20 protein-coding genes and 1 pseudogene are annotated in these 23,238 nt (G+C 40.5%); 4 read left to right on the forward strand and 17 right to left on the reverse strand.

The window, feature by feature from the left end:
* Window positions 1-51: 51 nt before the first annotated feature.
* Window positions 52-468 (reverse strand): MerR family transcriptional regulator, encoded by a 417-nt coding sequence (locus BK575_RS12055; protein WP_078410591.1) that lies wholly within the window; start codon window positions 466-468, stop codon window positions 52-54.
* Window positions 469-865: 397 nt separating this feature from the next.
* On the opposite strand from BK575_RS12055, the gene BK575_RS12060 reads away from it, so the two are divergent.
* On the forward strand, window positions 866-1,906 hold the full coding sequence (locus BK575_RS12060; protein ID WP_078410592.1) for an NAD(P)-dependent alcohol dehydrogenase: 1,041 nt from the start codon (window positions 866-868) through the stop codon (window positions 1,904-1,906).
* Window positions 1,907-2,037: 131 nt separating this feature from the next.
* Here BK575_RS12060 and BK575_RS12065 read toward each other — a convergent pair whose 3' ends face one another.
* The 3 genes from BK575_RS12065 to BK575_RS12075 all read right to left on the reverse strand — a co-directional run bounded on the left by BK575_RS12065 (window position 2,038) and on the right by BK575_RS12075 (window position 6,017).
* Entirely contained in the window at window positions 2,038-3,057 is a 1,020-nt protein-coding gene (locus BK575_RS12065) for a phosphotransferase (protein ID WP_078410593.1), read from the reverse strand.
* Window positions 3,058-3,073: 16 nt separating this feature from the next.
* On the reverse strand, window positions 3,074-5,464 hold the full coding sequence (locus tag BK575_RS12070; protein WP_169907762.1) for a PAS domain S-box protein: 2,391 nt from the start codon (window positions 5,462-5,464) through the stop codon (window positions 3,074-3,076).
* A gap of 181 nt (window positions 5,465-5,645) precedes the next feature.
* Window positions 5,646-6,017, reverse strand: a complete 372-nt coding sequence (locus BK575_RS12075) for a DnaJ family domain-containing protein (protein WP_078410595.1) — start codon at window positions 6,015-6,017, stop codon at window positions 5,646-5,648.
* 416 nt (window positions 6,018-6,433) lie between these two features.
* Here BK575_RS12075 and BK575_RS12080 point away from each other — a divergent pair, with 416 nt between their 5' ends.
* Window positions 6,434-6,673 carry a hypothetical protein gene (locus BK575_RS12080; protein ID WP_078410596.1) on the forward strand — a complete coding sequence of 80 codons (240 nt, stop codon included), beginning with the start codon at window positions 6,434-6,436 and terminating at the stop codon, window positions 6,671-6,673.
* Between the two features lie 58 nt (window positions 6,674-6,731).
* On the opposite strand, the gene BK575_RS12085 is transcribed toward BK575_RS12080, so the two are convergent.
* The 5 genes from BK575_RS12085 to BK575_RS12105 all read right to left on the reverse strand — a co-directional run bounded on the left by BK575_RS12085 (window position 6,732) and on the right by BK575_RS12105 (window position 11,032).
* The gene (locus BK575_RS12085; protein WP_078410597.1) at window positions 6,732-7,070 is read right to left on the reverse strand and encodes a thioredoxin family protein; all 339 of its coding nucleotides are present in this window, start codon (window positions 7,068-7,070) and stop codon (window positions 6,732-6,734) included.
* A gap of 44 nt (window positions 7,071-7,114) precedes the next feature.
* Window positions 7,115-7,852 (reverse strand): NAD-dependent deacylase, encoded by a 738-nt coding sequence (locus BK575_RS12090; RefSeq protein ID WP_078410598.1) that lies wholly within the window; start codon window positions 7,850-7,852, stop codon window positions 7,115-7,117.
* A gap of 66 nt (window positions 7,853-7,918) precedes the next feature.
* Window positions 7,919-8,974 (reverse strand): LLM class flavin-dependent oxidoreductase, encoded by a 1,056-nt coding sequence (locus BK575_RS12095; RefSeq protein WP_078410599.1) that lies wholly within the window; start codon window positions 8,972-8,974, stop codon window positions 7,919-7,921.
* 195 nt (window positions 8,975-9,169) lie between these two features.
* Window positions 9,170-9,640: a FixH family protein gene (locus BK575_RS12100; RefSeq protein ID WP_078410600.1), complete on the reverse strand. Its 471-nt coding sequence runs from the start codon at window positions 9,638-9,640 to the stop codon at window positions 9,170-9,172.
* Window positions 9,641-9,667: 27 nt separating this feature from the next.
* Window positions 9,668-11,032 carry a PepSY-associated TM helix domain-containing protein gene (locus tag BK575_RS12105; protein ID WP_078410601.1) on the reverse strand — a complete coding sequence of 455 codons (1,365 nt, stop codon included), beginning with the start codon at window positions 11,030-11,032 and terminating at the stop codon, window positions 9,668-9,670.
* A 299-nt stretch (window positions 11,033-11,331) separates the two neighbouring features.
* Between BK575_RS12105 and BK575_RS12110 the strand changes: the two genes are divergently transcribed.
* Entirely contained in the window at window positions 11,332-12,753 is a 1,422-nt protein-coding gene (locus tag BK575_RS12110) for a DHA2 family efflux MFS transporter permease subunit (protein ID WP_078410602.1), read from the forward strand.
* Window positions 12,754-12,887: 134 nt separating this feature from the next.
* On the opposite strand, the gene BK575_RS12115 is transcribed toward BK575_RS12110, so the two are convergent.
* The 8 genes and pseudogenes from BK575_RS12115 to BK575_RS12155 form a co-directional block, all read right to left on the reverse strand.
* On the reverse strand, window positions 12,888-14,237 hold the full coding sequence (locus BK575_RS12115; RefSeq protein WP_078410603.1) for an FAD-binding oxidoreductase: 1,350 nt from the start codon (window positions 14,235-14,237) through the stop codon (window positions 12,888-12,890).
* A gap of 131 nt (window positions 14,238-14,368) precedes the next feature.
* Window positions 14,369-14,650 (reverse strand): annotated as a pseudogene (locus tag BK575_RS29040) (anti-sigma factor); the annotation flags it as partial.
* A gap of 332 nt (window positions 14,651-14,982) precedes the next feature.
* A complete protein-coding gene (locus BK575_RS12125) occupies window positions 14,983-15,690 on the reverse strand; it encodes a nitroreductase family protein (protein WP_078410605.1) in 708 nt (235 codons plus the stop codon).
* A 102-nt stretch (window positions 15,691-15,792) separates the two neighbouring features.
* A complete protein-coding gene (locus BK575_RS12130; RefSeq protein ID WP_078410606.1) occupies window positions 15,793-16,233 on the reverse strand; it encodes an RrF2 family transcriptional regulator in 441 nt (146 codons plus the stop codon).
* Window positions 16,234-16,554: 321 nt separating this feature from the next.
* On the reverse strand, window positions 16,555-18,768 hold the full coding sequence (locus tag BK575_RS12135) for a heavy metal translocating P-type ATPase (protein WP_078410607.1): 2,214 nt from the start codon (window positions 18,766-18,768) through the stop codon (window positions 16,555-16,557).
* Between the two features lie 156 nt (window positions 18,769-18,924).
* Window positions 18,925-19,734, reverse strand: coding sequence for a cytochrome c oxidase assembly protein (locus tag BK575_RS12140; RefSeq protein WP_139368021.1), 810 nt, complete (start codon window positions 19,732-19,734; stop codon window positions 18,925-18,927).
* A gap of 275 nt (window positions 19,735-20,009) precedes the next feature.
* A complete protein-coding gene (locus tag BK575_RS12150) occupies window positions 20,010-20,546 on the reverse strand; it encodes a D-glycero-alpha-D-manno-heptose-1,7-bisphosphate 7-phosphatase (protein WP_078410609.1) in 537 nt (178 codons plus the stop codon).
* Between the two features lie 20 nt (window positions 20,547-20,566).
* Window positions 20,567-22,240 (reverse strand): ribonuclease J, encoded by a 1,674-nt coding sequence (locus tag BK575_RS12155; protein ID WP_078410610.1) that lies wholly within the window; start codon window positions 22,238-22,240, stop codon window positions 20,567-20,569.
* Window positions 22,241-22,415: 175 nt separating this feature from the next.
* Between BK575_RS12155 and BK575_RS12160 the strand changes: the two genes are divergently transcribed.
* Window positions 22,416-23,225, forward strand: a complete 810-nt coding sequence (locus BK575_RS12160; RefSeq protein ID WP_078410611.1) for an HAD family hydrolase — start codon at window positions 22,416-22,418, stop codon at window positions 23,223-23,225.
* Window positions 23,226-23,238 lie beyond the last annotated feature (13 nt).

Consider the following 23,238-nt stretch of genomic DNA (forward strand, 5'->3'; position numbering starts at 1 on the left):
GTATGGTAAACTGTCCAAATAAAAATAATAGGATGTCCCCCCCTTTTTCTGTTAATTAGTAATGGAAATCCCTATTTTATCTTTTTTATGAATATCTTCCGTTCCGGCATCCAGAGCAGTCTTGTAATATAAGCATTTATGTTCGATGACTTCCATTGTTTTTTTTAGTTCTTCTATCTGTGCTTCTACCTTAGCTTTTCGTTCCATAAACATGTCATATCTTTGTTGCAGCGTGGAATCCCCGCCAGAACACCAATCAATGAAACTTTTAATTTCCTTAATAGGCATCCCGGTGGATTTCAGACATTCAATTACTTTTAAAGCGTCGATATCGGATTGTTTAAACAATCGGGTTCCGCTTGCTGTCCGTTCTACAAAGGGCATAAGTCCCTCCTTGTCATAGTAACGCAAGGTATATACTGTAAGATTCAATTCTTTTGCAACTTCGCTGATCGAATATGTCTTCATCATGTATCTCCTATTCTTAATAATATAGACTTTGAGTTAACTCTATGATTTTGAGGCGATTTTATCAAGGTATTTGCTGAATGTCAAAGCCACCTTATAGGGAAAGTAGAAATTGGCTCTGTTTAGTTTAATGGAGGGATACTTACTTTTAAAAAGGAATGCAGCTAGCTATAGGCTATATTGATAGATGATATGAAACCTGTATGGGTGGGGAGATCTTCAAAAAGAATAGAAATTAATCGCTTGACCTAGAGTTAACTATAGGGATTAACATTGTTTTGTAAGAGAAAAAAGTATGGATAGAAATGAATGAAGAGTGAAGTTTAACCTGAGTTCTTCATTCATACCCGGTACAAGCGCATTCTCTTGAAAAATATAAATTTTAGGAGGTTTTTTTATGATAACTGCTAAAGCACGAGCCGTTGACGGTCCAGACAAACCGTTTCGAGCTGCTGAAATTAAACGACGCGATCTTGATTCGCATGATGTTCTGATTGAAATCAAATATGCAGGAATCTGCCATTCTGACATCCATACCGCTCACGGCGAATGGGGTCCCGTGAACTACCCACTCGTACCTGGGCACGAGATTGCGGGAATTGTCACGGATGTTGGAGCAGAGGTCAAAAAGTACAAGGTCGGCGACCGTGTAGGGGTCGGATGTATGGTTGACTCCTGCGGCGAATGCGACAACTGCCGTAAAGGAGAAGAACAATACTGTCTCAAAGGAAATGTCCCTACCTACGCTGGTGTTGACAAATACGGCGAGCCTACTCAAGGCGGCTATTCTACCCACATTGTCGTAACGGAGGACTTCGTAGTGAGAATTCCTGATAGCATTGAGCTTGACGTCGCAGCACCATTACTTTGCGCAGGTATTACGACATATTCGCCGCTAAATCATTGGGGAGCTGGTCCAGGTAAGAAAGTAGCGGTTGTTGGGATGGGCGGTCTTGGTCATATGGCTGTCAAAATTGCACATGCCATGGGTGCCGAGGTCACCGTTCTGTCACAAACATTGAAGAAAAAGGACGATGGCTTACAATTCGGCGCAGACCATTACTATGCCACTAGTGACCCTGAGACATTTACTAAACTTGCTGGCACTTTTGACCTGATCATTAACACGGTAAGTGCAAAAATCGACATTAATGCTTACCTCTCACTGTTAGCGCTGGATGGTACTCTAGTAAATGTGGGTGCACCTGCAGAGCCATTGGCATTAAATGTGTTCTCCCTTATTCCTCATCGCCGTTCATTTGCAGGTTCAATGATTGGAGGCATTCGTGAAACTCAAGAGATGTTGGATTTCTGTGCCAAACATAACATTGCTCCTAAAATTGAAGTGATATCGGCCGACCAAATTGACGAAGCCTACGAACGCGTACTAGCTTCAGATGTGAAGTATCGATTTGTGATTGACATCAGCACAATGTGAGTTGCGTAATTAATAAATTCTAATGGTAATTTTAAGGATGTCCAAAAAGTCTGACTTTTCGGACATCCTTTTATATACGTTGCTTCAAATATGGCATCATATTTAAATTTTTGAGCTTTGAAGATTGTATACTATAACAGATATTGCCTGCATGTACGAATCAATTTCTCTTTACTAGAGTTGAGCCAGCCCGCTCTCATCGCATTCTTATATAGTTGTTTTTTCACATTATCTACCGAATCCACTTCATCCCAATATCGACCTAAAAAGTGGATAAAAACATCCAGTCCTCGAAGTTGTACAAGAGTTGGAATCATATCTATTTCATCTTCCGATAGCTTCATCACGCTGCCATACCCCGCAATAAAAGCATTAATCTTTGTCCAAATCGCAGCGTCCTCCTGATCGGGACGAATGAAATCTGCTAAACAAACGGCTAGTTCTACCGCTCGTAAATCATTTGTGACAAACTCAAAGTCTAAAACCGCCGAGATCATACCCTCTTGATTTATGAGAATGTTAGATGCATTCAAGTCACCATGAACCATCTGGTGCGGCAACAGCTTTAGTCTTGGGGCGATCTTCTGAAAAGCAACGATCTGTTTGGCAATATGGATTAATTGCGTGTCTTGTTCTGCAAACTCTATCGAAGGATTCTCACAAAAACTTATCACCTTGTGCAACGAACAATGAGGATGCGCATGCTCAATCTCATAATACGGTCTATAAATTGGACTCTCATTTATTTGTACCATTGCAAGAGCCTTTGTTAACTGACCAGTTATCTTTCCAAAAGAGTAAAGTTGATTCGGTTCGGTAAGCTGAGGGTTCTCGCCATCTAAAAAATGGAATACACTTGCCAGTTTCCCGTCCTTTGTTCTCACAATCGTATTTTCTTCTCTTGTCGTTACAGGTTCTGGTATGCCAAATGTGAGGGGCAAATTTTTTAAAGCGAGTAATATGGCATGTTCGTACCTTACCTTACGCTCATCTTGATGAGTTTCATAAATCCGAACGACATATTGCTCATCATTTACCTGTAAAAACCGAGTTGTATTGTTGAATCCAGACGGACCAACCCATATTTTCCATTTGCCAGGAGGAAAGAAATGAGCAAGAACTTCATTTACATATGCTTTCTCTCGTTTCATATAACCTTATATTCCTTTATATGTTTATTGTTTCTGAAGCTATTAGGTTCCGTCCACTGGACAGAGGCAAAAGGAGGTGAACGGTGGTGCCTTTTCCTTCTTCGCTTTCAAACCATATGCTTCCCTTATGCTCCTCAATGATTTTGTAGCTAATCATCAGCCCCAGACCCGTGCCCTTTTCCTTAGTGGAGTAGAAAGGTTCAAATAGACGCTTAAGCCTCTCCTTCGGAATCCCAACTCCTTGATCTTTAAACATGATGTGAAGATGGGATTCAGTCTGTTCGCAAGTAATAAGCAGTTTCCCTTTGGATGGCGTGGCTTCCATCGCATTTTTGATGATATTAATAAAGACCTGTTTCAACTGATGTTTATCACATTGAATTGCAGGCAGATCAGGATCAATGAATGATACAATCTCCATTCCTTGCATGATGGCCTGAGTGCTCATTAACTGGATGGTCTGTTCCAAAAGGAGCCTCACATCATTCTTCTTAAAGTTCACCGCTTGCGGTTTCGCGAGGGCTAAGAATTCACCAATGATGTCTTCAATTCTCTCAAATTCCGATTCTATGAGCGAGAAATACTCGGGTTTACTCATTCCCTCCTCCAATAACTGAATGAATCCTTGAATAGCCGTAAGCGGATTGCGGATTTCATGGGCTACCCCCGCCGCAAGTTGTCCAGCCATTTCCAGTTTTTCGGATTTCACGAGGTATTCTTCGGCCATTTTTCTTTCAGAAATATCTTTAAAGGCTACGACAACCCCTGATATTTTCCCGCTTTCCCAAATAGGGGCACAAACATATTCGGTTGGAAAACTCGTTCCATCTTTCCGGAAAAAGTCTTCATCTTTTACATGTCGAATCTTTCCATCTAGCAGAGTTTGATATGGAATACAAAACTGAAGCTCGTAACAGTGACGGAACGTGTCCCCTGGGGAGGAGCCGGTGAGCTCACTGCTTTTATAGCCAAGCATCCTGGCTGCCGCCGGGTTGACGAGTGTGATTTTCCGTTCTGTATCCATGGCGTAAATGCCATCCCCCACAGAATCGAGCACAAGTTTGAGTTGTTGTTTTAAAGACAGAGCCTCTTGCTGGGATTGTTTAAGAATGGTGATATCATTGCAAGAGACAATGACCTCTACTACTTGTCCATTCCGTACGACCGGCTTCGATGTTGCAATGTAATAAACACCGTTCAGTTCACCTTCATAGCTCGTCTCTTCCCCGTTCCATGCCCGCTCGTAAAAGTTCTCCTTCCAGGAAGCGATTTCCTCCGGCATGAAGTCTGCTAAGGATTTTCCAACACATTCTTCCGCCCGTAACCCGATTCTCCCAATTAACTGACCTTGCCCGAATGTATGGATGAACTGGCCATTTTCCTTTTTATATTTGAAAATCATTCCTTGATGGTTTTTAAATAAATAGTCAAGTTCCTCGTGATAGGTAAGCAAATCCTGTTCCACCTGCTTTTCACGAGTGATATTACGGGCGATTCCGTAAACCCCTACCACTTCATCATGTACCATGATGGGAAGGAGTGTCAGACTTAAAACGAGCTTATGTCCCTCTTTATGCAAAATTTTACACTCATAATGCTGGGTGATTCCCTCTTTTGCTCTGTTAAAATGATGGAGCACCTTTTCCTGATCCTCGGGAGCAATTAACGGAACAAAACTTTTCCCTATGAGTTCCTTCTCTCCATATCCGGATAGAGGTGCCGATCCTTTATTAAAACCTAAAAAATACCCCTCCAGCGAAAAGATATAAATGGAATGAGGATAATAATCAAACAGTGATCTAAAACGCTGCTCACTCTCCTTGAGCTTCTTCTCCAATTGCAGCCGTTGATCCCGCTCAATCGCAAATCCTAAAAGACTTGCACAAACCTCCAGCATTTTGCTTTCTTGAACATTAGGTATACACACTTCCAAATGATAGATAGCAAAGGTGCCAACCACATGTCCGCTTAGTAAAATGGGGATGGTCCAACAGGCTCTCAATCCAAACTTCAGGGCAACATCGCGGCAGCCATCCCACCTCGAATCGTTCTCAATATCGGATGAAATCACCGCTTCCTTTCGATAGGCAGCTATCCCGTATGCTCCCGCTTTTGGTCCCACTTCTATCAGGCTAATGGCTTGCTTATATTCCTTAGGAAGGTTAGGAGCGTGTCCCAGGACCAGCCTGTTTTCCCCTTCTGCCAGTAAAAGGGAATAATATATTTTCCGTTTAAACTGTCCTTGCATCCTTAATGTTAGAGCTTCTAATATTGTACTTAGAGGATCTCCTCTAGTAATCATTTGTGTCATAAATGTATGTAAATCCCATATCAAATCAATCTCATCTATTGAAAAGGAATGTTCATGCGGGATGTCATTCGTTAACTTTCCTCCAAGACTTTTCATAAAAATCCCCCTATAACCATAAGTCAGCATTATAACCAATAGCCTTTTAAAATTTCACCCATATACCTGAAACCGGTAATTATGAAAAAAATATGTCCCTATACTAAAATTAGGGCTATTATATCAAAAATATTGATTTTCCAACACTTCTTTTCTTTAAAGTGATTGTTGATGAATTTCCTTAAAACAACTTATAAATCTTTTCAGCATACGAACCAAATCTCGAATTTGTGTGAAGTTTTCTTTCTTTCATGATTTCATCAAAGCACATTCTTTTTTTTGTTAGTTTTTTCTCTAATCTAGCCCTTTCAGCATCATCGTGACAGCAGGCAATCAAGTCTTCAAGACTCAGTATCTCTTTCTTTAACTCTAAATCTTCGTTTGCGAAGCCAGCGTTCTTTAGCATACGATACCCCATCTTTAGTTCAGGAGACATACCCGGAAGGTCATCTTTCAGTTGAAGCGGCTTTCCCATACCTGGGATGTTATCCATCTCCCCATTTTTAATTGCTTCTTTTATTTTATCTTCAGCAATCTTTGTCATAATATCCATGTTCAAAACCCTCCATCTAAAGCATCATTTTAGGTTTTTTTTAAACTTTTACATAAGAACCATGTTGTTCCAACAAAGTCTTTTCTCATTACCAACACACTCTATGTATCATTTTAACTGATAAATTCATTTTATTTATGCGGAATCACTTGTTATTCACAAATTTCCAGAAAAAACGACCAATACTGCCATACTCGAGCATTAGTCGTCTAGTTCTTATTCAATTTCTTTTTCATACTACTTATTGTCTATTCCAAAAACATTTTTGACTGATAGCAACGACCGCCAACGACATAGAGAGAGTCATAGAGGACATTGTGAGTGGTAAGGAATAATACACTGAAAATGATTCCTATTTTTCAAGGATTGAAATCCTCGATGCAGCAGCGAATATCAAGGATGTCAAAAAGAATTCAATGGAGTATTTAAAGGGCAGCAAAGTATCTGAATACGAAACAGGTCATAGTGCTCATCCATTTTATAGAGATGCAGCCTTTTTCCTGCACGGATCCAATAGTCAAACACAGACCAATATTATCGTGAAAGAAATCAATGGAAAATGGGTCAAATTTACGATCCATTACCTAAACAAAGAAGAATCAGAAGGAATTGTCCCAATGATGATTGATATCCTTTATACGGCAAAGTTAAAGTAATCCTACCCTAAAAAGGCTATTTCCCATATGCTGAGAAATAGCCCTATATATACTCTTTTTAATTGGTGGTGTAAGCATCATATAATTTCTGTATTTTATCTTTGAATGGCTGCAAATGAACAAATCGAGCCTCCCTCCATAATTCTTTTCCATCTGCGAATAAAAGAAGGACAGGAACGGTAAAAATTGAAAAATGTCCCGCTATTTCCTCAATATCATCTGCATTAATATGTCCTAATTGGATAAGCGGGAAATCAACCATCAACTCTCGCACTTGCGGTAATAATGCATGACACACACTGCAATTTGTTCTGGATATGTACAGAAAGCTTAAATGATGTTTTTTAATAAAGTCATCGACCATCTCCAACGAGGTCAGTTCTTCCATTTCCCTCATTTTTTCCCTCCAATTTATATGTTTAATGAAGTTTTACATTTCCGTTACACAATCTTTAGTAATTCGTCTACTCGTTCGAGCACGTCTTTTGCCTTTCCTTTAATCATAAGATCAAATTCATACTTTCCTTCTACTTCTTCTAAATTTAGAAGAACTGTATGCCCGTTTGTCATTTCAGGAAGCTGATTTACTGGATATACCTCAAGACTTGTACCAATAACGATGACCAAATCCGCTTTATGAATATGTTGTAATACGTTTTGCCAAGTCTTTTCAGGAAGGGGTTCGCCAAATAAGACAACCTCTGGACGTATGTTACCTCCGCAGTTCGTACAGGGTTCTTTCAGAAGAAATGTATTTTCTTTTGAAGGAGCACCGCAATGATGACAACGAAAAGACCTTATAGATCCATGAAGGGTTTGCACATTAGAGGCGCCAGCCATTTGATGAAAGTTGTCAACATTCTGTGTAGCTATCGTATGTATAAGCCCTTGCTTTTGCCAGTTTGCTAATAGATGATGCCCTTTGTGTGGGAGACATTTCGCAAGTGCATGAATTCGCATACTATAAAACTCGTGGAATAGGTCATAGTTTTCTTCTAAGGCCTCCACTGTTGCCACACTTCTCGGGTCTATATTCTTCCACCATCCGGATTTTGAGCGGAAATCAGGCACCCCGCTTTCTGTGGACATACCAGCCCCAGTAAGAATGACGGTATGAGAAGATTCCTTCATAAACTGAACAAGCTGAATGATTGTTTCCCTTTTCGCATGATTGTGCATTCAAAAAACTCCCTTCAATCATTCATTATTGTTATATCGCCTGCTCCTTCATTCTGACCATCTAGATTAATTACCGATCTCCGCTTCCCATCTCGCTACTTCTTTTCGAACCATTGGTGCTACCTCTTTTCCTAACAGCTCTATTGCTTTCATTACATCATCATGCGGCATGCTGCCAACCGGTACGTGCAGCATAAAACGGGTAATGCCTACATTCTTTCGAAGGTAAATGATTTTCTCAGCAACCGTCTTCGAATCCCCTACGTATAATGCCCCTTCAAAGCTGCGAGCGGCATCGAAGCTGGATCGGTCGTAGTGGCTCCAGCCGCGCTCTCGTCCCAATTTGTTCATGACTTGCTGAGTTGAAGGGAAAAATTTATCGGCTGCCGCTTCGGTATCTTCTGCAATGAAGCCGTGCGAATGCGAAGCGACCGGCAGCTTTGATACGTCATGGCCGGCGTGAGCGGCTGCCTTTTTATAGAGCTTTACAAGCGGTTCAAATTGCACTGGACGCCCGCCGATAATCGCCAAAACAAGTGGAAGCCCAAGGAGTCCTGCACGTACGACAGATTCGGAATTTCCGCCGCTGCCAATCCATACAGGCAATGGATCTTGAACAGGACGCGGATACACGCCTAAATTTTGAATCGCTGGCCTGTGCCCGCCTTTCCAGGTCACTTTCTCGGAATCACGTATTTTCAATAATAATTCCAGTTTCTCATCGAACAATTCGTCATAGTCTTTTAACTCATACCCAAACAGCGGAAAGGATTCAATAAAAGAACCCCGGCCCGCCATAATTTCGGCACGTCCATTCGAGATTGCATCCAGAGTAGCAAAATCCTGAAACACGCGTACCGGATCGGCAGAAGAAAGCACTGTCACAGCACTTGTTAACCGTATCCGTTTCGTTTGTGGGGCGGCCGCAGCCAGCACGACTGCCGGAGAAGACGCTGCAAAGTCTTCGCGATGATGTTCACCTACACCAAAGACATCTAATCCTACCTGGTCTGCCAGGATGATTTCCTCTACAACCTCACGCAAACGCTGGGCATGACTTATTACCTTACCGGTCTTTACATCCGGCGTTGTTTCTACAAACGTACTTACACCTATCTCCACAAAAAAAACCTCCTGCTTTATTCTTGATATTGCTACCATACCATAAACCATGTCCATCATCATCTTAACTAGCTCATATCGAGTTAATGTTATTTACTAGGAGATAAGGTTCTTTTTTCAGTTTGCTTTTCAATCTCTCATTTTTCTTGCCATGTATTAAAAAGGCATCCATGTTCAAACATGGGTGCCTTTGACTTAATGATGATGTTCATGACTTGCTTCTTGTATTTGCAAACCCTCTTGCAAGAATTTTAACTCTTTTTCAGAAAGTTCTCCGACGATAAACTGTTTTTGAGGCATAATGATCGATCCATCGCTGCTGGCATGGACTTTTATATAATATAGGCCCTCACGATCAAATTCTTTACTTAAACGATACATGCCGTTTCCGATTTCTTCGGCTTGTTCCATAGGATATTTGACAGAACCATCTTGTTTCCATATTTCAAAATGAACAAAGTCCGGGTCTTCAACTTTTTTGCCGCCTTGGGTCAACAACACCTTAACCGTCTCCTGTTGATTGGCCGAAAAGGATGCAGGAATAATGATGTCTGATTCAAGAGGTGTTTCTTGTTTATATAGATTCGCTGCATCTTGTTTAAGCGAACATGCACTGAGCAATAGGCTCGAAGTAAAAATGAAAAAAATCCATCTATATTTTTTCACGGCAAAATCCACCTTTTCCAGATTAAGTTATGCATTCAGGAAATTCTTAACTACCGATATTTTTCGAATCATGAACCGATCGATTAGCCCTACAATGATAAGCGAGAGACCAACTAAAGGAAACAAAATGCCTAAACCTATTAACAGTAGCAAAAAGAACTTCATTTGTCTTATAGGAGAAGCTTTTGGTGCACCCAATCCTTTTTTCGGCTTTCGTTTCCACCATAAATAAAAACCGCTGACTGCAACAAAAACAATTCCTAAACAAATCAAAAGGCTGATTAATTGGTTAATGAAACCAAATTGAGTTCCTTTGTGCAACGTAATTCCTAAAGCGACTATTTTTCCGATTAAACCGTAATGATCATAACGGTAATCAGCCAGCACTGCGCCCGAATATTGATCGATATGCATCGTTACTTCATCCTGTGCTTTCGGCGGATAGGCTGATAATGTATAAACACCGTCTTTTTCTTGTGGAATGTATACTGTATAACTCGGATGTATCCCTTCACGATTCGCGATCGCCATTACATCGTCAATCGATATCGGGATAAATCCTTGGATTTCCGAGATGGGTACGTCCAAATTTTCAGCGGCCCAAGGCACATCTGCGATATCTTTTGTTTTAACGGTCGATGTTGGAGCACTCCCTGACCAAATAGAAGGAGGGTATCCCGCTCCGGAATTAGTAGCCAACGTTTGAAAGTGGCTTCCCCAAAAACCTGACCAGGGCAAACCGGTCAAGACTAAAAATAACATTCCTGCTGTCAGCCAAAATGCAGGCACTGCATGAAGGTCCCTTCTGAGAACGCTTTTTCCTTTATTCAACCTTGGAAAGAGAATCCCGGACAGGCTTTGCCGCTTTTTGGGAAACCATAAATAAAGACCTGTGACAATGAGCACGATTGTCCAGCACGCGGCTAACTCTACAAGTCTATCTCCCAGCGTACCAGCCATTAGTTCACCATGAAATTCTTCAATTTTATCCATAATCCGGTCTTCATTATTTAATTCTCCCATGGATTTGCCCGTATAGGGATTGATGAAGATGGTAAGAGATTCGTTATTAAACGTAATGCTTACTTCACTGGAGCGCGTGTCATTTTCCCCAGGCCGATATTTTGTCACTACTGCACCAGGATATATCTTCGTCACTTCCTCCATTTGCTTGGATGCCGGTATTTTATCTCCCTGTGGAGTAACTTCATAGTAATCTTGGTACAGCACTTGTTCAATTTGAGGTTTAAATAAATAGATAGAACCGGTAACTGCAAGAATGATAAGAAACGGTGCAAAAATCATTCCAGCATAAAAATGCCATCTCCATATGGTTCTATAGAGAGAGTTGTTTGTTGTTTTTTGACTTTGAAGCGTATCGACTGATTCCACTTATAAAGGACCCCTCTTTCTTCTGAATGATTAAATTCAACTAGCTTGATGATATAAAATAGTTGTGAGCAAAAAATGAAGTTTTTTGTTTTTTTGTTCATCCGCTCCAAAGAAAACATAATAAGTGTGGCCTTTTGAAAGCAAATCGATAGATAATTCCTGCAAAATCGTGTAATCTACAAAAGTACGTCTTTCCATAACCTATTTTTTACATATATTTTTGTGAAATTGTGAAGGAGGTTGTAATTAAATACTCTTTGTGGAGAGACAAAACTAGAAAAAGGAATTGGGAACGGAAAATGGAAACATCGAATTATAAACACTCGACGATTGTGGCACTTCTGCTTGCAGGAACATTCATTGCCATATTAAACCAAACACTGATGATTACGGCGATCCCTCCTGTAATGGAGGAAATGAATATTACGGCGAATAGCGCACAGTGGCTTACGACCGTTTTTATGCTTGTGAATGGGATTATGATCCCTGTCAGCGCCTTTTTATTGGAGCGGTTTTCAACGAGGCAGCTCTTTATATCGGCCATGGGTATTTTTTCTTTTGGAACATTAGTGGCAGGACTTGCTCCTAATTTTGAAATGCTGCTGCTCGGAAGGATTATCCAATCAAGCGGAGCCGGCGTGATGCTTCCGCTTATGCAAACGGTATTTCTGATGATCTTCCCTGTGAATAAGCGCGGCGCGGCCATGGGATTAGTAGGATTGGTCATTTCATTTGCACCGGCAATCGGTCCAGCTTTATCCGGCTGGGTTACCGAACATTACTCTTGGAGAGTCTTGTTTTTCATCATTCTGCCGATTGCTCTTATTGACATCCTCGTTGCTTTTATTGCTTTAAAAAATGTGACAGAAGTAACAAAACCGAAAATCGATGTCCTTTCGGTTATTTTATCTTCATTTGGATTTGGAGGATTACTATACGGATTTACAAGTGCGGGTAATTATGGATGGACGGACTTCAATACACTCCTGTCTCTTGGAATCGGAGCGCTGACACTTGTGTTATTTATTACAAGGCAATTGCGCCTGGAACACCCTATGCTTGAGTTCCGGGTATTTAAGTATTCGATTTTTCCTCTGGCTATCATGATTGGAATGATCGTCTTTATGGGATTAATCGGAATGGAAACCATTATCCCGTTATTCATGCAAAATATGCGTGATTTCACAGCGTTTGAGGCCGGCCTGGCCATATTGCCGGGTGCGCTCATTACCGGCCTTATGTCACCTATTACAGGAAGAATATTTGATAAAGTGGGTGCAAGATGGCTGGTGATTACCGGCTTAACGATTATTACAGCCTCTTCATTCGCCTTTACAAATTTAGGCCCGTCAACATCATTTATCTATATCACCATTATGTACAGCGTGCGGATGCTTGGTTTAGCGATGGTGATGATGCCTGTCTCAACAGCAGCATTGAACCAGCTGCCAAAACGATTGATTCCTCACGGAGCCGCGATGGACAATACAATGAAAATGATTGCAGCATCCGTCGGAACGGCCATTCTTGTCACTGTCATGACTACGACAGCCGAGAGTTCAGCACAGCGTCCCGACATCCCATATCCGGATATGTATGGAGCCAATATAGCGTGTATGGTCGTCGCTGGTCTCTCACTGGTAAGCCTGATTATTTCTTGGTTCATTAAGGATGACAGGTCGACGGAAAAAGAATTGGCAGATGTAGGGGTAACTGAATAGGAGTAATAACTGTATAAAGAAAAGACAAAATAGCTTGGAGAAATCCAAGCTATTTTCACTTATCGAGAATTTAAAGATTTTCTCGGCAAGTAACTATACATAATATTGGGAATTTAACTTTGTATGGGAGTTTTCTAAAACCACCGAATAAAAGGGGGAATACTTTGAGGGAATTTAAATAGATTGAAAGGATCATAGGCAGTTTTCACTGCTCGAAGTCGCTGAAAATTTTCTCCATAGTACGCTGTTGGCCAATCTTTAATGAGGCGATCCGGCCAATTCACATAGTCACCAGTTGTATATGGCGATAGGGCTCTCCTTAATTCTTCAATCCAGCGAATATTTAGCCTTTCTTCTGCAGGATCATTCCAAACAGCAAGATACTCCTGCGCGATCATGGCGTCCCGGTAAAAGAATGCCGTTTCATTTGGAGAAATCCGGCTTACCGCTCCTCCAAGGGATTGATGCCAAATGCCGGCATTTTCATTGGGGGCATTTGCTAAAAAATGTTTCATCGTCCTGATCGCTTTCTCTGGAAAAGGTTTATAAAGAAACGATCCTGATCTCTTTCGGAGGGCTGGCTGGTTTCCACTCGGCTCGTCAAAGAATCGAACGGCTTCAATATAGGGAACTTCCTTTACCCATATTTTCGTTGGTGAACCGGTATTGATTAAAGGCTGGAGAAGTTCCTTTAACTTAGGTGCCGATCCGACAAATTCACCTTGCGCGATAATTTGGTTAGCTTCCTTTGATTTTAATTCAATTTCTGAAGTGAGGCGTTCATCTGTATTCGGGGCCCATTTTTGCCATGCATTAAAGGCTGCTTCGAAATCTTCCCATCCCCATGTGATGGCGAATACTGACACCTTTGAAATGGGGCGCAGCTTAAATGTAAGGGAAGTAACAACACCAAAATTTCCGCCCCCGCCTCCGCAACAAGCCCAAAATAGATCACTATTGTGATTTTTATTTGCTTTAATCAGTTCAGCATCCATATGCCCGCTTGCTTTTACCATTTCGATTTCCAACAGATTATCACAGGTAAGTCCAAACCAACGTGATAACATACCAATTCCCCCGCCGAGCGTAAGGCCGACAACACCTACACTGCTTTCGGTTCCGGCTGGAATCGTCATGCCGTATTTCCATAATTCATGATATACTTTCCCTAGATTAGCGCCGGCTTCTATTTTCGCTGTCATGTCTTGACGGTTAACCGTAATTTTATTCATTTCGCTGACATCAATGATCAGCCCGCCATTTACTAATGAAAAGTTCTCATAGCTATGCCGCCCGCTCCTCACTCGAAATGGCATATGGTGTTCCCTCACCCATCTCAATGCATTTGTCACATCGTTAATATCCTGACAAAATACAATGATTTTTGGAAATTTGGGTACACTTAAATTATTATTTATTCTCGCCTGCTCATAGTCAGGATCTTCAGGTGTAACGATTCTTCCGGTAAGCTTCGCTTTTGTCATAATATAACCCCTTTCTCACACCTTTTAGAGAAGTTATTTTATACTATGAAAAAAAGCAAAAAAATTTATGGACCATCTACATTTTTGTACGCTTAAAAGTTAGGTAAATCCCTTTATACCTAAAAACTTGTAAATGCTTCATATAATTTCTTGCTTTCTTCCACATACTGTTTGTTTAGGTTTTCTTCAAGCGTTTTATTATCAAGACCTGCAATGGCCGGAGTTTTAACATGAATACTAGAATGATTCCTTTCTTCTTTAAACTCATTGAATGTGATCTCCTTAACCACAGGAATCTTTGACATAGCATGTGCTGCATCGGGGCTGAAGTTGACTGTTGCAGTGAATAATAAAGCCGCCGCGGCCCCGCTGACAGGCCAAATATACGTACGTTTTTTTCGACATCTTTTTTGTTCATTACTTCAAAGAGCTCCTTTATACGAAATGCATTTCAACAACGGTTACGTAGTATAGACGAAAAAGGATGATAAAAAAGTTTGCATTCCTAGTAAAAAATAATTTTATTTGAAAATAATAGAGGATTTCAATTGCTGCATACGATTTACGAGGTAAGGAAATAACCTATAATCTAATGTAATTATTAAAAGTAAAAATGCCTTATCCCTCAATGAGGACAAGGCATTTTTACTTTTTAACCATTACATCTCTTTTCAGTTGGGCCATTTGGTCGATTAACGTTGTTTCCAAGGTGCGATATTCTAAACGAAGTTCTTTGAGGTTTTACTTAAAATGAATTCCATGTTAAAACATCTTGCAATGGCAGGCGGACTTTATCAAACCCTTCCTGAATTCCTTTTCCGACAGAAATTAACATGACCGGCTTGAAATTTTCCGGCACTTGGAAAGCCTCAATGAACTTATTGTGATCGAACCCGCCCATCGGAACGGTATCATAGCCTTTTGCTTTCGCCGCTAACATGAGCTGCATGGAGACTAAGCCGCCGTCAATCATCACAACATTTGTCGCCTGATCAACCGGTAAATTTCCGTAATGCTGGTTGATGGATTGAATATAGAAATTTTTTGTCTCTTCCGTCATTCTTCCTTTTTCAACGACTGCCCCATAAATTTTTTCAGCATTCTGATACGCGTTAATATCCCCTAAAACGGCGATGACCGCTGAAGCGTCTACAATTTGTTTTTGATTGTTGGCAATCGGCAATAATTTCTCTTTCAGCTCTTGATCTTGAATCACAAGAAATCTCCAAGGCTGTAAGTTAGAGGAAGATGGAGCTTGAACGGCAATGTTCAGAAGCTCTTCGATCTCTTCTTTGCTCATTTTGAACTCCGGATCATAATGGCGTACAGAACGGCGCTCTTCAGCTACAGTAAAGAAATCCGTATTCTCAAGTTCTTTCGGCTTTTTCTGGCTTAGCTTGATCTCATTGATTTTATTTAAATATTCTTCTTTTGCAGATGATTTTAAGGACATGTCTTCATTCTCCTTTTAACTGTACTTATTACAAGAACAGTATAGAACATAAACTGATCTTTCGTCAAGAACAGTTTATTGCAGGAAATCCAACTTACTCACTCAGATTCGATTGTTTTCTTCCAATGACTCGGCAGCGAGTAAATCAGCCAGCGTCTTTTTGGAAAGGCCATTCAACAGCCATTGTTCCATCTCATCCCTTAAATTCAATAATGCGCGATGTGTCAAGGAGTCAAAGCATTCTGTCCCTTCGACATCAAGAAAACCCTTTGCGTAAGGATCTGCTTTTATGGATTCATACACATGTGAAAGTGTAATATCCTCAGGTCTCTTTCCAAGCGAGTATCCCCCGTTACGACCTTCCTTGGCTGCAACGAGTTCCGCTTTCACTAAGTGAGTTAGTATCTTTCTTAAAAAAGAAGATTTTGTATGGAGTCTTTCAGCGAGCACGGTACTTGGACATATCCCGTCATATTCGGCCAACACCAATAAACATTGGACAGAAAGCCCAAACCATTTTGTGCAGGAAACGTTTTTATTCATTCATTTCACCTCTATCATTATTGTAAACGATTGACATGAAATGACAACCTCTCGCTCATCTTTGTTATTCATCCAATAAAAAAAGAGCCCCTTTAGAGCTCAATACGCTGCCTTTGCATCCTCAAGAATCCAATCGGCAGCCGTCTTTAAATCAGGGAATACCGCGTCAACGAGCGGGTTGCTTTCACCTAAGAACCCCCTTTTCTCCCTAAAAAAAACGGTTCAGAGCAGTTACTTTCTTTTTTCTTATCCTCTGGAGAGTAGGCAAAGAAAGACACACTTTGCAGGAAAACAAAGTAAGTCTTCCACCTTTAAATAATCTTAATAAATATTCATCCGTTTTAATCTAAGTGCATTTAACACAACGGACACTGAGCTGAACGCCATTGCTGCCCCGGCGAGCCATGGGGCCAAAAAACCCAGCATTGCTACTGGAATCATAATAATATTGTATAAAAATGCCCAAAGAAAATTTTGCTTTATATTTATCATCGTTTTTTTACTAATGATCATGGCATCAACAACCTGATTTAAATCACCTGTTATAACCGTCACATCTCCTGAATCAATGGCAACGTCCGAACCGGTTCCGATGGCTATTCCGATATCAGCTACTGTTAATGCGGGTGCATCATTAATCCCATCGCCAACCATTATCACTTTATTGCCTTCTTCCTGTAATTGTTGGATGATCTCTGCTTTATCTTTCGGCGTAACTTCGGCATGATATTTTTTGATGCCCATTTTTCCCGCTACAGACATGGCAATATTTCTATTATCCCCTGTCAGCATCATCACTTCAATTCCCATCTGTTTTAACCGGGAAACCGCCGTTTGGGAAGAAGGTTTTAGTTCATCAGCAACTGCGATAATCCCCGAAAAACGTGAATCTATAAATGCTGCCATGACGGTTTTACCTTCTTTTTCAAGCTCTGTGACCATTCTCGTTGCTTTAAGGGGAAGGGGTATATTGTTTTTTCTGTAGTAACTCGGATTGGCAACCACAACTTTTTTTCCATTGACAGATCCTTTGACACCGTACCCTGGCATAGCAAGTACTTCAGTTACATTAGGAAGGCTTCTTATTTTGTTTTTTACCATTTTTACGATTGCTTTACCTACAGGATGCTCCGATGCGCTTTCAACTGAGCCAATCAGTTCTAAAAATGCATTTTCACTAAAATTCTCAACGTAAATGTTGGTTACTTTAGGTTCTCCTTTCGTAATGGTTCCCGTTTTATCAAAAACGACAATCTTATTTTTAGCAAGCAATTCAAGAAACTTTCCTTCTTTAAAAAGGATTCCTAATTGTGCAGCTCGTCCGCTTCCTACCATAACAGAAGTAGGGGTCGCCAATCCGAGGGCGCAGGGACAGGCGATAATCAAAACCGTAATAAGTTTTTCCAAAGCTTCGTAAAAATCACCAGGCTGAAACAAGAAATACCAAGCTGAAAATGTAACGAAAGCAATGACAATCACAATGGGAACAAAAACTTCAGTTACTTTATCCGCCAGGTGTTGGATGGGTGCCTTAGATGCTTGTGCTTCCTCCACAATACGAATAATTTGTGACAAAGTAGTTTCTGAGTCTCTTTTTGTTACTTTGATTTTTAATATGCCATTGTAATTGATTGTTCCTGCATATACAAAAGTCCCCGTACTTTTTTCAACTGGTATACTTTCACCCGTTAACAATGATTCATCAATCATGGAGTACCCATTGATAACTTGTCCATCAATTGGAACCTTTTCACCCGGTTTGAGGATAATCACATCTCCCGGTGAAATTTTATCAACCGGAGATGTCAATTCTTTACCGTTCCTATACAAGGTCGCTGTTTTTGTTTGCAATTGGTACAACTTCTTAATGGCATCTGTCGTTTTCAACTTTGTTTTTGCTTCGAGCAGCTTTCCCAACAAAATAAAGGTAATAATAAACGCACTAGTTTCATAGAACAACGCAATTGAATGGGTACGATTTGGAGCGTTTAGAGAGTTAACTGTAAGATAATGACTGTAAAAAAAGGCTGCAGATGTACTTAACACGACTAACACATCCATGTTTGCACTTTTATTCTTTACTGCTTTCCAAGCTCTTTCATAAAATTGCAATCCAATGACAAATTGAATCGGGAGTGTGACGACTAATTGGAACCAGGGATTGATAAACAGCTCTGGTACTTTAATAAAAGAAGCCCACTTGAAATGAGCAAACATCGCCCATGCCAATGGAAACGTAAGAAATGCCGAAATGAAAAGCTCCCATTGAAGAGCTCTTATTTCTTTGCGCTTAACATTTTCTGAACCGTCGCTATTTGAGCGAATTTCATTTGCCTCAAAACCGATTTTGTTAATTTTATTTATGATTGCAGCTAGTTCGGTTCGGTCTTTATGAAAGGTAACTCGCCCTTTTTCGGTTGCTAGACTTATATTGATGTCAGTCACACCTTCTATTTTCGAAACTGCCTTCTCTATTCTCACCGCACAAGCGACACAATGCATTCCCTTTATCTCTAAATAGTTCGTCTCTACCATGACCTCATCTCACCACTTTATTTGTTATGATTTATTCTATTAATGACAAGCTTCATATATAACAAATTTGTAAGAGTGATAAATGGATTCCTATCAACTGCAATGGAAGTGTCCAACCTTGTGGATTAGCTGGACAATACTCCCCTCCCCATTTTTTCAGCCTCCTTCTTTCATTTTGTTTCCAAGACGAGATGTGAGGATTAATCCTAATTTATGAATTCCGACCATTAGGATTCCTGCCATTAATTGATCAAACCTGGTATTGAATGGGGAGGGAAGAAAAGCAAAAAGACTAGATTGAGAGGGCATACAAAGATTAGCGGAAATTTCGGTAAGAAAAGGATTATTCATTCCGCCAGTCAAAGCATTTAAAATGAATAGAAAACATGCAGGCATTAAGATAATCCCGCTAAGAAACGCATATCGTTTTTTCTGCCCCTTCAAAAGCTGCCGTTTCGGGTCGAGTGCCGCAATGGGCCACCACATACGATAAGACAATATAAACAGCAAAATGATATATCCATGATGAATAAAGGGATTTTGAGATAAGACTTTTAAGACTATCGGCAAATGATACACAAAAAACAGTATCGCAAAAACAATGAGAGTCATCATAGGAGGAAAGAAGAGTTTGCTTATTCCTTTCATCACTGGAATTTCCCGTATTTGTTGAATCAAAAGCGCTGGAATTCCCAGTAATAAAATTGGCGGGATAATAAAAAATAGAATACTCATTTGAATCATATGTAAACTGAATGATAGATGACTGATAGCAGATAAAGGGCTGCCTATGGTTATGTATAATATCCCTAAGCCGAGGAAAAAGAAAAGAGGTTGTTTACCTAAAATTTTTTTATTTGTAAAGTATTTAACTGTCCATGCATATAAAGCGGCTGTACATAAAATGACCGCCAACAATGGAGTATTCCACACAAGATGTCCTTCAAGCCGCAGAATAGTAAACATGGAATCCCTCCTGATTCGATAAAGACTCTCCCGTGTCATAGTATATATACTTATGTTTGAGTATTCGATTTATAACAGTTGAGAACCTGCGAATGTTTTGGGTACAGCCTCCATACCATTTCGCTTTGTACTCCAGCATCGTTCTGAATTGTGACCAACTCACTTCACTAATGACTTTAGCTAACTTATGATTTTTGAGCATGTTTAACACTTGCAACACGCTGTGTGTTACCATTTCTTTTCCAATTAAAAATAAAAAAGAGCCCTATAAGAGCTCAGTGCGCTGCCTTTGCATCCTCAAGAATCCAATCGGCAGCCGTCTTTAAATTAGGGAATACCGCATCAGCAAGCGGGTCGCTTTCACCTAAGAAAACGCCCTTCGTCCCCGCTTTTTTCCCTGCTTGTATGTCGGTATCCGTATCTCCAACCATATAAGATTTGGATAAATCAATCTCGTACTTCTCGGCAAGGTCTTCAATCATTTTGCTTCCCGGTTTGCGGCAAGCGCAGCCCGCTTTCGGTTTGTGAGGACAATAAGCTACATCGTGAATAACGGCTCCCTCTTTCTTTAACTCCGCAATCATATGATCATGAACTTTGTTAAGTTGTTCTTCTCTCATAAACCCCAGCCCAACGCCGCCTTGATTGGTCACGACGAATACATAATCGAATTGGGTATTCAATTTTTTGATCGCCTCCGGTACACCAGGTAAAAAATAGAGTTGATGAGGCTTATTGACGAATTTTACCCTTTCGGTAAGCACTTCGTTAATAACGCCGTCTCGGTCCAAAAATACAGCCGCTTTTCCCATATCAGCCCTCCAATTTGCTGTTAAATTTCAATAATAATGGGAAGAATCATTGGTTTTCTTCTCGTTTGAGCAAATACGTATTGCCCTACCGTTTTTTTTACATGTTGTTTCATCACATTCCATTGGTGTACATTTGCTTCCTGTAAATCATGTACGGTCGTTTTTACAAGTCGGTTTATTGATTTTAAGAGGTCTTCGGATTCTCGGGCATAGACGAAACCGCGGGAAATGGTATCGGGTCCCGAGATCATCTGTCTTTCCGTTTTACTGATGGTGATGACAATCACTAACATTCCATCTTCAGACAGCTGTTTACGGTCTCGTAAAATAATCTCTCCAACATCACCGATTCCCACTCCGTCTACATAAACATCCCCTGCAGTTATCTTTCGAGTCTGACGGGCAACCGCGTTCTCTATATCAACGACATCTCCATTACGAACGATAAAAGTATTTTCTGTTGCTACACCAACGGATTCGGCTAACAAACGGTGGTGATGCAGCATTCTATATTCGCCGTGAATCGGAATAAAATAGGTCGGTTTCATTAATGTAAGCATAAGTTTTAGATCTTCTTGATAACCATGCCCGGAAACATGCATTTTGGTTGAACTTCCTGACCCATAAATCACTTTGGCCCCAAGCGTATATAAGTTATCAATGATGCGCGAGACGTTTCGCTCATTCCCAGGGATCGGAGATGCCGCTAAAATGACTGTATCTTCAGGCAGAATCTCGGCATCCCGATAGTTCGAACTTGCTAAGCGGGCAAGTGCGGCTAGAGGCTCCCCTTGACTTCCCGTACATAGAATGGCCACGTTCTCAGGATCCAATTTATGTATTTCATGTGCCTCAATCAACATCCCGTCAGGAACCCTTAAATAACCGCGTTCCATGGCAACTTCGACAACATTAACCATGCTGCGGCCAAGCAAGGCAAGTTTTCGATTTGTTTTTTGTGCAGCATCCACTACTTGCTGAACGCGATTGATATTGGAAGCGAAGGTAGAAATAATCACTTTCCGTTTCGCTTTTAAAAACGCCTCTTCGATATGGTCACCTACCATTCGCTCTGATGGGCTAAAGCCCGCTCGTTCTGCGTTCGTACTTTCAGACAACAGGAGCAAGACCCCCTTGCTTCCGATTTTAGCCATTTTATGAATATCTGAATGTTCATTGTTCGCAGGCGTTAAATCAAACTTGAAATCCCCCGTATGCACAACATTTCCTTCTGGTGTATGAAAGACAATGCCAAGACAATCCGGAATGCTATGATTCGTTTTGAAAAAGGATACGCTTATTTCTTCAAATTTAAGATTTGAATCGGAGTCTATAAGAACCAGTTCGGTATCTGCGAGGAGCTTATGCTCTTGTAACTTCAATTCGATTAAACCCAGTGTGAAGCGTGTGGCATAAATGGGAACATTTAATTTCTTTAAGAAGTAGGGAATGCCTCCAATATGGTCTTCGTGCCCATGTGTCACGATTAAAGCCCGAATTTTATCTTTATTTTCTAATAAATAAGTAATATCAGGGATAATCAAATCGATTCCCAATAAACTTTCATCTGGAAACTTAGCACCACAGTCGATAATTACAATATCGTTTGAATATTGGATTGCATACATATTTTTACCGACTTCATTCACGCCGCCTAAAGCGAAAATGGACAATGTATTCTCTTGTATGGTCAAATTTATACCCTCCCATTTTCAATAAGTATTCTTAGCATTCCATTTTCAAATCCTTTTATGAAATAAGAGCGGCATTATGTATAAAAATAACGAATAGTGCAGAAAAAGGGTAATATTGATGAAAGTCCGTGGAAGAATAATAATGCTTGTCAATCATCTGGAAAGGGAGTAAGGGATGCGAAAACAAAACATTTTATTTAACCTTGACGATACACTCGCCTATTGCAATAAATATTTTAGCCAAGTGATTGAAGAGTTTGCCGACCACATGACTAAATGGTTTGACTCGTTGACAAAAGAAGAAATCAAGCAAAAACAACTTGAAATTGATTTAAAGTCCGTGGATCAACACGGCTTAACGTCACAACGTTTTCCTGAGTCCTTTGTTCATACTTATGAACACTATTGTGACTTAATGGAAAAAAAGAAGAACAATGCTGATATTGAGTTTTTAAGGGAACTGGGCTTTAAGGTGTTTCAAATTCCTGTAGAGCCGCTCCCCTATATGAATGAAACACTGCAACGTTTAAAAGACGCGGGACACGAGTTGTATTTGCATACAGGCGGGGATGAGCCTAATCAACGCAGAAAAATCGCTCAGTTAGAACTCGCTACATATTTTGAACACCGTATCTTCATTTCAGAACATAAAGATACGACTGCCTTATCGGATATATTAAAAACCATCGATGCCGATCCGAACATCACGTGGATGATTGGAAATTCATTAAGAACGGATATCGTACCCGCGCTGGAGATGAATATCCACGCCATCTACATTCCGGCTGAAACAGAGTGGAAATATAATGTGGTAGAAGTGAACGTGGAGCCGAAAGGGGCTTTTCTTACGTTGAACTCCCTGTCTGAAGTCCCTGATGCCATTCACCAGTACATTATGGGAGAGAATCCATCTCGGGATGACATACCTTCCGATTATTTGGATATCCATGACCAGGAGGAAAATAAGGATAATCTATTCACTTAATGGGCTAAACATA

The organism is Priestia abyssalis (assembly GCF_002019595.1).
Classification (GTDB): domain Bacteria; phylum Bacillota; class Bacilli; order Bacillales; family Bacillaceae_H; genus Bacillus_BA; species Bacillus_BA abyssalis.